This window comes from Pseudofrankia coriaricola, from assembly GCF_001854805.1.
Classification (GTDB): Bacteria; Actinomycetota; Actinomycetes; order Frankiales; family Frankiaceae; genus Pseudofrankia.
This window is the reverse complement of the sequence record NZ_MBLO01000270.1, coordinates 1-9,962: the sequence shown is the minus strand read 5'-3', so window position 1 is coordinate 9,962 and position 9,962 is coordinate 1. Positions and strand designations below refer to the sequence as shown.

Sequence of the window (9,962 nt, the reverse complement as noted above, 5' to 3'; positions counted from 1 at the left end):
CCCCGGCCCCGCGCCCGGTGACCCCCGCGCCACCGTCGAACACTCCGGGGCCGACTCCCCTGTCCGCGCCGTTGGCCAGCCCCGGCTACCCGCCGCAGGCCGCCGGCGCCTGGCAGAGGACGAACCAGCCGCTCCCGCCGCCACGGCTCCAGCAGCCACGACCCCAGCCCCAGCCTCCGCTGCCGGCGCACCGGGCGCGCCCGAACGACAAGAAGGGGCTGTTCGGGCTCTCGGCGCGAGCGACCTGGATCGTCGCGATGCTGCTCTTCGTGCTTATCGCGGGCCTCACGACCGCCATCGTGCTCGCGGCGTCCAGCGGTGGCGGCGGAGGGGGCGGAGGGGGCGACGACGGCTCGTCCGAGGCGTTTCCCGACCGGACCCACCGGCTGCCCGCGGAGGCCGTCGGCTACGCGGGCCAGACGCTGAGGGTTCCGAATCTCGCCCCATACGACCTCAGCATCGGCGACGACGGCGCGCTGTACGTGTCCAACCTGGACACCCACATCGTTCACAAGATCGCCAAGGACGGGACCGTCACCCCGATCGCCGGGAACGCGAAGGACGGCTTCTCCGGCGACGGCGGCCCGGCCACGGCGGCACAGGTGTACGGCCCCGGCCGGGTCGCCTGGGACAAGGCCGGCAACCTCTACATCCCAGACACGCAGAACTTCCGCGTACGCAAGATCGACAAGACCGGCAAGATCACGACTGTGGTCGGCACCGGCACGGCCGGCTACTCCGGCGACGGCGGCCCGGCCACCCAGGCACAGATCAACGGCGTCGAGGGCATCGCGGTCACGGCCGACGGCACCCTCTACCTGGCCGACTACGAGAACCAGCGGATCCGCAAGGTCACCCCGGACGGGATCATCACCACGATCGCCGGCACCGGCGAGAAGGGCTACACCGGTACGCCGACCCCGGCTACCCAGGCCAAGCTCGACGGCCCGAACAGCATCGGCCTGGCCGACGACGGCACGATCTACTTCGCCAACCTGGGCAGCGACACCGTCCAGAAGATCGACAAGACTGGCACCGTGAGCACCTTCGCCGGCAACGGCGAGACCGGGCGTACCGGCGACGGCGGCCCGGCCACCGGCGCCACGCTGTCGATCCCCGACGTGTTCCTCGGCCACGACGGCACCGTCTACATCTGCGCCTACGGCAGCGAGACGATCCGCAAGGTCACCCCGGACGGGATCATCACGACCATCGCCGGCACCGGCGCCGAGGGTTACACCGGGGACGGCGGCCAGGCGAACGCGGCCCAGCTCAAGGACCCGACCTCGGTGGTCGTCGACGCCAACGGAGCCATCTACGTCGCTGACAACGGCAACAACGTGATCCGTCGGATCGACCCGAACGGAACCATCACCACCATCGCCCGACAGAGCTGAGCAGCCGCGGCCACGGGCGCGTGCGGAGATCCTCTTCCGTACGCGCCCTACGCCGTCCTGGAACCCGGCACCGCCTGAACCACGGTGCCTGCCTGAACCACGGTGCCTGCCTGAGCCGCGGTGCCTGTCCGACCCGCTACCGCCGGACCACCGCGGCCTCGACCACCCGTCGCCCGAGCACAGACGCCTGGAGCATGGAGCAGCCCCGACGATGCCGACACCCATGCCTGACCTGATCGCCACCGCGCTGCCTGGCTACGAGATCGGAGCCGAGCTGGGCCGAGGCGGCTTCGGCGCGGTGCTGGCCGCGCGCCACCGGCTGATGGGCCGCGCCGTCGCGGTCAAGGTGCTGCTCGACCCCGAGGCATCCGGCACGGGTTCCGGCAGCGGCGGTGGGCCGGGTGGCGGCGTCCTGTCCGGGCCCGGTGGCGGCGTGTTCGGCTCGGGCGGGGACGAGTCGTCCGACCTGCGCTCCCGGTTCCTCTCCGAGGCCCGGGTGCTCGCCGGCCTGGACCACACGCACATCGTCCGGGTCTACGACTACGTGGAGCACGCGGGCCTGTGCCTGCTCGTCATGGAACAGCTCACCGGCGGCAGCCTGCGCGCGCGCATGGCCGCCGGCGGCCTCGACCCGCGGGCGGGCTGCGCGGTCGGCCTCGCCGCCGCGACGGCGCTGGCGGCCGCGCACCAGATCGGCGTGCTGCACCGGGACGTCAAGCCCGACAACCTGCTCTTCGACGCGTCCGGCGTGCCGAAGGTCACGGACTTCGGTATCGCCAAGATCGTTGAGACGACGGCGGTGACGACGACCGGCCTGGTCGGCACCCCGCGCTACATGGCCCCCGAGCAGATCGAGGGCAGCAGGCTCGGCCCGGGCACCGACATCTACGCCCTCGGCATCGTGCTCTACGAGCTGCTCGCCGGCCGGCCGATGTTCCCGCGCGGGCTCGCGGTGCCGGCGCTGCTGCACCATCACCTGTCCGTGCCGCCTCAGCCGCTGCCGGAGGTGCCGGCGCCGCTGGCCGCGGTGGTGCTCGCCGCGCTGGCCAAGCACCCGACCGAGCGACCCGCGAGCGCGCACGAGCTGGCCCTGCACCTGGCCGCCGCCACGACAGCCGTGTTCGGCCCCGGCTGGCTCGCGACGGCGGGGGTGCCCGTCCGGCTGCCCGACGACGTCCTCACGGCCGCGGGCCATCGCCTCGGTGACACGCTGCCCGCTCCCTCCGGCGCCTGGACGACGCCCGCGCACTACCTGGCCCAGCCGACCGTCATCACGCCACCGGGCTCCACCCCGCTGGGCACGCCGCCGCCCACCCCGACGACACCCGCGCCGCCTGGCCAGCAGTTTTCCGTCGGTCAGCCAGGCCCGGGCGGGTGGCAGCCCTACCCGGCGAACGGCACCCCGCCCCCCGGCCTTGGCGGGCCGGCGGGCTTCCCGCCGCAGCCGGGCCCGGCTTCCCCCGCGCTCGCGCCGACTCGCCGTCGTCGGCGCGCCCGCCCCGGCGCGCGCCGACGGACGGCATTCATCGCCGCGGGGGTGGGCGTTGTCTGCGTCGCGGCGCTCGTCGTGGGCCTGGTCCTGGCCACCGGCGGCGGCCACGGCGGCGCGAAGGCCGGGTACGCCGGCGAGCAGCGGGTGCTGACCGCCGGTGGGTACCTCGGGGGGATCGGCCTGGCCGAGGACGGCTCGATCTTCGTCGCCGCCTCCGACGCGTCCGAAGGCACCGCGGCGGTGTACCAGCTCAGCCCCGACGGCATCCTGCGCAAGATCGCCGGCATCGGCCCGCCGGCCGCACAGCCGTCGGGTACGCCGTCGGCCGAGACGAGTACCCCGCCGCCCAGCCCCGCCCCGATCCCCGCCAGCGGGATCTCCGCGCTGTCGCTCGTCCTGCAGGATCCGCGGGCGGTGGTGGTCGCGCCGGGCGGCGCCCGCTACATCGCCGACTATGGCGCCAACCGGGTCTACCGGATCACGCCCGCCGGCCAGGCGTTCGTCTTCGCCGGCGCCAGCGCTGACGAGGACGGTTTCACGGTGGACTCGGGCCTGGCGACCAAGGCCGCGCTCTACGGGCCCACCGCGCTGGCGATCGGCCCGGACGGCTCGGTCTACATCGCCGAGGGAAACCGGATCCGGAAGGTCACCAAGGATGGCCTGATCTCGACGGTCGCCGGCGCGGCCAGCCGCTCCAGCGCCGGTAACCGCGAGGGCGACGGCGGGCCGGCGACGAAGGCGACGTTGCCCTCGCCGAACGGGCTCGCGGTCGCGGACGACGGAACGATCTACGTCTCCGACGACAACCTGGAGACCGTCCGTAAGATCACTCCAGCGGGCATCATCAGCACGGTCGCCGGCACCGCGGGCACAAGTGGCGACACGGGTGACGGCGGCCCAGCCGCGAAGGCGCTGCTCTACGACCCGATCGACGTTGCCCTGGGCGGCGACGGCTCGCTCTACATCGCCGACCAGTCCAACGGAAAGATCCGCAGAATTGGTGTGGACGGCGTCATCACCACGTATGCGGGCGTGGGCTCGTCCGGTTCCGGCGGCCTGGACGGGACACTGGCGACCCAGGCCGACATGGGCAGCGTGGACGCGATCATCGTCGACCCGTCCGGCGCGGTCTATGCCACGTTGTACTACGAATCCACCCTCGTCCGGATCGACCCGGACGACCACATCGTGCGTGCCCTGGTGGTCCCGCCGGCGACATAGCGCCAGGTACGCCGCCCGCCATGCACGGTTGGCTGACCACCGCGCACGGGTCGGACATCCGCCCGGGTGCGGGTCGGACATCCGTCACACATGGCCGCCGGCTCATCACGGACGATGGACCGCCTGTCACTTGCCGGCCCGAAGCCATCGCGCCGACAAGCCGGGCGAACGGCCTGTGGCCTGGGGGTATGCGCGGTTAAGGTCCGGACATGGAGGTCGTACCGGACAGGCGCACCGCGCTGCGGCTGGGGCTCTCGGTACTTGGGGGCGCGGCCGTCGGCGGCGGCGGCCTGCTCGCCGGCTGCTCCTCGGACGGCTCGCCCGCGCCAACGCCCAGCCCGAGCGCGACGGCGAGCCCGCCCGGGCCGTCGCCGTCACTTGATCCGACGCAGAGCTGGGACACGCTGGCGGCACGGCTGACCGGCGAGCTGGTGCGGCCCGGCGACGGCGAGTACGACACCGCGAGGGCCCTGTTCGACCCGGCCTTCGACACCGTCCGCCCCCAGGGTGTCGCCTACGCGGCGAACCAGGACGACGTGGCCACCGCGGTCCGGTTCGCGCGGGCGACCGGGGTGGGCCTGGCCGCCCGCTGCGGGGGGCACAGCTACGGCGGCTACTCGACGACCGAGGGACTGGTCGTCGACGTCACCCGGATGAACCAGGTGAGCGTCGACGACCATGGCGTCGCGACGATCGGCGCCGGCGCCCGGCTGATCAAGGTATATGCCGACCTGGCGGGCGTCGGGCGGGCGATCCCAGGCGGATCATGCCCGACGGTCGGTATCTCCGGGCTCGCGCTTGGCGGCGGGGTCGGGGTGCTCGGCCGGCTGTATGGCCTGACCTGCGACCACATGACGGGCGCCGACGTGGTGCTCGCCTCCGGCGAGACGGTACGGGTCGACGAGAACCACGACTCCGACCTGTTCTGGGCGCTGCGCGGGGCCGGGGGCGGCAACCTCGGGATCGTCACCGCGTTCCGGTTCGCCACCCACGCCGCCCGCTCACTGACCTTGTTCTCGCTGCGCTGGCCATGGGGGGCGGCGCAGGAGGTGCTCACCGCGTGGCAGGACTGGGTCACCGGGAAGCTCGGCGCGATGCCGGACGAGCTGTGGTCGACGCTGGTGGCGGGCTCGGTGCCCGGCGGTTCCGCGCCGACGCTGCGGATCAGCGGGGTGTTCGCGGGCGTGCGGGCAGGGCTGTCCGGTCCGCTCGCCGATCTGCGGGCGGCGGTGCGCTCGGCGTCGCCCGCGGGAACGTCGATCACCGAGCATGACCACCTGGCCGCGATGCGCATCGAGGGCGGCTGCTCGGCGAGCGGCGGCGAATGCGGCAGCACGGCCGGGATCCGAGCGGGTGCGCGCAGGCCCGGCCAGCGCGCGGCGTCGTCGATCCTGCTCGCGCCGCTCGCCCCCGCGGGGAACGAGGTGCTCGTCCGGATGATCGAGGAACGCCAACGCGACCCGCTGGCCACCGCCAGCGGCGGGATCATCCTGGACGCCTGGGGCGGCGCGATCGGGCGGGTCGGCCCGGCGGAGACGGCATTCGTCCACCGGGACGCGATCGCCAGCATCCAGTACTTCGGCGGCTACCCGGCCGGCGCCTCGGCCGAGGTGGTCGACGCGAACGGCCGATGGCTGCGCGACACCGTCGCCGCGGCCGCCCCCCACGTCTCCGCGCAGGCCTACCAGAACTACATCGACCCCGAGCTCACCGACTGGGCACAGGCCTACTACGGCGCGAACCTCCCCCGCCTGCGCACCGTCAAGACCCACTACGACCCCGACAACCTCTTCCGCTTCCCCCAAAGCATCCCTGTATAACTGGTTCGCTCTGTTTCTGGTTCGCTCCGTGCGGGCACGGCGCTACGGCCCCTTACTCGCTTCGCTCCCAAGGGACCTCCGCGCCGTGTCCTCCTGCGCTCACGTGCGCTGCGGCGACCTCCGCTGCGGCCCAACCCACTTCGCTTCGCTCGTGGGCCGGGCCTCCGCGGAGGCACGCCTCCGCGCCAGACCGGGTACGTCACGCTCTAGCCAGCCGAACCACCACAGCACACCTGCACGGGGGCACTTCGCTTCGCTCGTGGCCGGGCCTCCGCGGAGGCACGCCTCCGCGCCAGCTCGGGTGCGTCACGCTCTAGCCAGCCGAACCGCCACAGCACACCTGCACGGGGGCACTTCGCTTCGCTCGTGGCCGGGCCTCCGCGGAGGCGCGCCTCCGCGCCAGTTCGGTCACGACACGCTTGACCGTTACAAGACCACAGCACGCCGTCCGTGGAAGCGCGCCTCCGCACCAGCACGGGTGCGGTCACGCTTGACGTCGCCAGTGCGAAGCTGCACCGCCCGCACGGGCCATTTCGCTTCGCTCGTGGTGGGCCTCCGCGCCGGCCGGTCATCACCCGCTTCAACGGCCATTCCAAGACCGGCCCCGGCCAGACAGCACCTTCCGAATCACCCGCACCCCACACTGCCAGACATCCCCAGGTCAGGCAGCCCCCGACGGACCATGATCAGCCACGGCTACCAAACCACAAGCCACACCCCCCACCCCCGCATCCCCAGCAAGCCACACCTCTTCCAGGCCGCCAGGCAACCCCCCAAGGTCAGGCCGAACCCGACAGATCCTGATCAGCCGGCGGCCCTAAATCACAAGCCACATCCCACACCCCAGATCCCCCAAACCGCACCTCTTCCAGGCCGCCAGGCAACCCCCCCAGATCAGGCAGCACCCGACAGACCGTGATCATCTCGGGCCCCTAAACCACAACCCACACCCCAAACCCCCCGGTAAGCCGCACCTCTTCCAGGCCGCCAGGCACACCCCCAGATCAGGCAGCACCTGACAGATCCCGCCGCACCCGGATGACTGAAACCCAACCAAACAACTCACTGAAAGGCACCGCGGAAGGCAACCACAGGAGGCACCTCGAGCAGGGAGTCGACGTCAACCGGCTCGAGGTGCCGGGGTCAGTAGAACGCGGAAAGACTCCAGATCGCTACTGTCAGCTTCCTGTCCGCTCCTAGTCAGGCCTTATCCGGATTACAGACAGATCGCCACGACGCATACTTTCTGTGGTCTGGTGTGTTCCCAGTGCGGCGAGTTGGCTTGCGATAAACACGCTGCGTGAGTAGAAACTCGAATCTGGTGATGCGGTAGGCGCGCTGGCAAGACGGTGGCCGCCGCCGCTGCGCCGCCCGGGTCGCCGGGCGGCGCAGCGGCGGCGGTCCGTCCAACGAGCCCGGCACCGCGTCGCCGGTCCTCGACACGGCACGATCGCTCGCCGATCGGCGCCCGGATCACAGTGAGGTCTGGCGTGAAGAAGCTTCTGTATCCATGGGGGTTCTGGATCTTCGTGGCCTTCTACATTGCCACGGCCCCCAGCGACGCCGCCAGCTTCGTCCACACCGCGTTCGGCTGGCTCGGGCAACTCGGGGACGGAATGTCGAACTTCGTCAGCGACGTCGCCGTCTAGCGGCGAGCACGCGGTCAGGCCCCGGCGGCCAAGGGGCGGGTGACGGCGACCACATCGGTCCAACTGGAGATGTCCGAGACGACCACTCCCCAGCGGGCACCCTTCGCCGCGATCATCTGCCCGTTGCCGACGTACATTCCGACGTGTCCCGGCGCCGCCACGGTGCCATCTGAGCCCGGGATGAACAACAGGTCACCCGGCTGCAGGTCCACGCCGGAGATCCGCGGCCCGGCGGCCAGCTGATCGGTGGTCACCCGTGGCAGCTCGATGCCGACCGTCCGGTAGGCGGCTCGTACCAGCGACGAGCAGTCCCAGGCACCCGGCCCCTCGGCTCCCCACACGTAGGGCTTACCCACCTGGGATCGCATGAAAGCGATCACGGGCGCCACCACACCCGCCGGGACCTCGGCGCCCGGCGCGAGCGCGTCACCGTACTCGCGTGCCTTCGCCAGGATCGTCCGCACGTAGTTACGCGTCTCCGGGAACGGCGGGATGCCAGAGAAGGTGAGCACCGCGCCGGGTCCGGCGTTGTAGGCGGCGAGCATCTTCTCCTGCCCGGGTCCCGGAATCCGCGCCACCGACGCCGCGACGGCGCAGTCGTAGCGGGCCGCGGCGGGGATCGCGTCCGCCGGGTCCCACACGTCTCCGCCGCCGCCGTGCGTCGCCCAGGTGCCCGGCATGAACTGGGCGATACCCATCGCGCCCACCGGCGACGTCGCGCTCGGGTTGAAACCGGACTCCTGGTACAACTGCGCCGCCAGCAGCGCTGGAGTGACCTCGGCACAGCCGGCGTCGTTCGCCGCCGAAATAATCAGCCCCAGATACTCCGCCGGTATCCCCTCGGAGTTGGTGATCGTTCGTGGGCCGTCGTCCTGGTCAGCGAGGAACGGACCGGCGAGGAGCAGGACGACGACGAGGATGAACAGCATGACCCCGGCGACCGAGACCATGCCGCCGACACCCAGCCAGAGCAGCCACGAGCGCGAGCCGCGCGCTCCCCGAACCATCCCCGCCTACCCTTCGCTCTTCGCGGAGTACCTGGCCGGCGGAGTACCGGCCACCCGGTGTGTGGAGGCCGCTTCTCGACCGCCTGGAGCCGCCCGCGACGCGCGATCGCCCAGCATGATCGCACATTTCACGGCCTGTCAGCGCCCGGGCGCGTCGCCCGCGTTGCCGGACAGGTCCGCGCCCGCGATCCGCCACCGGCCGTCGGCGTCATTCAGCAGCGTCACCTTCGGAGTGGAGACGGTTTCGAGGGGCGTGGAGTTGTCGGTCGTGAAGACGCTGCGCGCGTTCAGCAGATAGACCACTCGGCCGGTCGCGGCGGTGTCGGCGAGCGGGGTGGCCGCGAGCACGGTGACCGTCGAGCGGGCACCGTGCGCCCGCTGCTCCTGCCAGGCTTGGCTGTCCCCAGCGGGAGAGCCCGTGTCGCCAGCTCCGCCGGAGCCTGCCCCGGTACCGGCACTCGTCAGCTGGGCGAAGAAGTCGGTGGTGAAGCAGCCGTCGGCCTGGGCGCGCTCGGCACCGGCGGACAGATCCGCATCGGAGCGCGCGTCGAAGGACTGCCAGCGAGCGAAGCAGTAGGTGGCGACGGCGGCCGGGTCGGCGGGGTCGGGCGGCGCGCCCGCGCCGGCCTCGCCCGCCGACGCGGTGGCCAGCGGCGGCCCGGGCGCCTGGCTCGCGCCGGGCGGCGGCCCGGTCGTGCGTTGCGGCGTCGCCGACGAGGCGGCCCGCTCGGTCCGGTCACGCAATGACGAGCAGCCGGCCGCCAGGACCGCGACCAGCACCACCGCCGCGATGACGCGGATGGCGCCGGGCCCAGGCGGCGCCGATGTCCTGGCGGCGGCGCGCGGCGACGGGGCGACGGCCGAGGCAGGCCGAGTGGCCGGCGCGGGACAGGCCGCGGGCGGCGCCGGGCAGCGGCCGGCATTCACCACGACCCGATTTAGCCGCGCTGTCGCGCTGGCCCCGGCCTCGTCCCCGCCCCCGTGGCGGGGCCTCTCCTCGGTTGCGCCCGCGCTCACTCCCGCCCGTCCAACCAGTCCCGAACGCGTCCTCGGCGGATTCGCCACTGGTGCCCCACCTTGCGGGCAGGGATGGCGTGTTCGGACAGCAGCCGCAGCACCGTGCTCTCCGAAAGCCGTAGCCAGCTGACCAGCTCGTCCACGGTCAGCACGTCGTCGTCGTCAAGACGTTGCGGGTGCTGGGACGGGACGGCGCCCGCGCCCGCCGGGTCGCGCACCGTCGGCACGCCCTCCTGCATAGCGGCTGCCCCTTTCGAAGAGGTCAGGCCAAAGGGTGCGCGACGATGGCGAAGCCTCGCGCACCCGGCGGCCGTCCAGGTGTCAGAGGCCAAAGGGTGCGCGACGATGGCGAAGCCTCG

7 protein-coding genes are annotated in these 9,962 nt (G+C 72.4%); 4 read left to right on the top strand and 3 right to left on the bottom strand.

Translation table 11 applies throughout. The features are described 5' to 3' along the window. The 4 genes from BCD48_RS42510 to BCD48_RS52795 form a co-directional block, all read left to right on the top strand. A partial coding sequence (locus BCD48_RS42510) for an NHL domain-containing protein (RefSeq protein WP_491677208.1) occupies positions 1-1,397 on the top strand: 1,397 nt, incomplete at its 5' end. A gap of 223 nt (positions 1,398-1,620) precedes the next feature. Further along, the gene (locus BCD48_RS42505; RefSeq protein WP_241842413.1) at positions 1,621-4,110 is read left to right on the top strand and encodes a protein kinase domain-containing protein; all 2,490 of its coding nucleotides are present in this window, start codon (positions 1,621-1,623) and stop codon (positions 4,108-4,110) included. A gap of 209 nt (positions 4,111-4,319) precedes the next feature. Continuing rightward, the gene (locus BCD48_RS42500; RefSeq protein ID WP_071054123.1) at positions 4,320-5,930 is read left to right on the top strand and encodes an FAD-binding oxidoreductase; all 1,611 of its coding nucleotides are present in this window, start codon (positions 4,320-4,322) and stop codon (positions 5,928-5,930) included. Between the two features lie 1,490 nt (positions 5,931-7,420). Beyond that, positions 7,421-7,579 carry a hypothetical protein gene (locus tag BCD48_RS52795; protein ID WP_007516199.1) on the top strand — a complete coding sequence of 53 codons (159 nt, stop codon included), beginning with the start codon at positions 7,421-7,423 and terminating at the stop codon, positions 7,577-7,579. A 14-nt stretch (positions 7,580-7,593) separates the two neighbouring features. On the opposite strand, the gene BCD48_RS42495 is transcribed toward BCD48_RS52795, so the two are convergent. The 3 genes from BCD48_RS42495 to BCD48_RS42485 form a co-directional block, all read right to left on the bottom strand. Next, on the bottom strand, positions 7,594-8,586 hold the full coding sequence (locus BCD48_RS42495) for an NlpC/P60 family protein (RefSeq protein WP_071054121.1): 993 nt from the start codon (positions 8,584-8,586) through the stop codon (positions 7,594-7,596). Between the two features lie 138 nt (positions 8,587-8,724). Continuing rightward, complete coding sequence (locus BCD48_RS42490; protein ID WP_241842412.1) at positions 8,725-9,603, bottom strand: hypothetical protein; 879 nt, start codon at positions 9,601-9,603, stop codon at positions 8,725-8,727. After that, complete coding sequence (locus BCD48_RS42485; protein ID WP_083420060.1) at positions 9,600-9,842, bottom strand: helix-turn-helix domain-containing protein; 243 nt, start codon at positions 9,840-9,842, stop codon at positions 9,600-9,602. The genes BCD48_RS42490 and BCD48_RS42485 overlap by 4 nt, the downstream gene beginning before the upstream one ends. Between the last annotated feature and the right edge of the window lie 120 nt (positions 9,843-9,962).